The 904-nt window shown below is 52.5% G+C and carries 1 protein-coding gene; it reads right to left on the bottom strand.

Translation table 11 applies throughout. From position 1 onward, the window contains the following. Positions 1–308 precede the first annotated feature (308 nt). On the bottom strand, positions 309–904 hold a 596-nt coding region (locus tag J5224_RS30810; RefSeq protein WP_264628824.1), incomplete at its 5' end, for a DbpA RNA binding domain-containing protein.

Raw genomic sequence — 904 nt, 5'->3', positions numbered from 1 at the left:
CAACGTTGTTATTTTTTATGCAGCGCCAAATAGCACTACTTTAATGAGGTCTATTTTTTGATTACCTCTCGTCCGGCACTGCAATAATCAACACCGAAGAGCAGTACTATCCGTTTAAGACCTTAATATAAAATTAAGTTCAGCCGGTGAGTCAAAAAAAAAGCGGCCCCCCATTATCGGCGGGCCGCTTTTTATACCAAAAATAAAACAAGGGTAAAAGTTATGTAAGGCACTATTTTATTATTTGAAGCGAAGTGTTGAACTTCGCCCCAAAGATAAGCCAATACACCGATTACTCAATGTGCTTTTTATTGACCAACATCCGCAGGACGGCGGCGCGGAGCGCGTTGACCTTCACTGCGTTGGCCGTCGCGGTTGAAATTGCGTTCGCGACGTTCGCCCTGACCTTCACGGCGAGCATCACCCTGCCCACCGAATGAACGACGTCCACCTTCACGACGATCGCCAGCACCAGCACCAGCGCCAGAACGCGGTGCGCCACGGCTGTCGCTGCGTTCACGACGTTCGAACGGCTGTGCATCACCGATCAGTTGCATGTTCATCGGCTTGTTCAGGATGCGTGTGCGGGTAAAGTGCGTCAGCAGATCGCCCGGCATCCCCTTCGGCAATTCGATGGTTGAATGCGATGCGAACAGCTTGATGTTGCCGATGTAGCGGCTGCTGATATCCCCTTCGTTGGCAATAGCACCGACGATATGGCGAACTTCAACGCCGTCATCACGACCCACTTCGATGCGATACAGTTGCATCTCACCCACATCACGGCGCTCACGACGCTGCGGACGATCGCCATCATTACCGGGGCGACGATCGCCACGGTCATTACGATCATTACGCTCGTCACGATCGCGGAATTCGCGGCGCGGACGACGCTCAATCGCTG

It is taken from the genome of Candidatus Symbiopectobacterium sp. NZEC135 (assembly GCF_025962695.1).
Note: the sequence above shows the minus strand (reverse complement) of the source record. Positions and strands in the feature narration are given on the sequence as shown.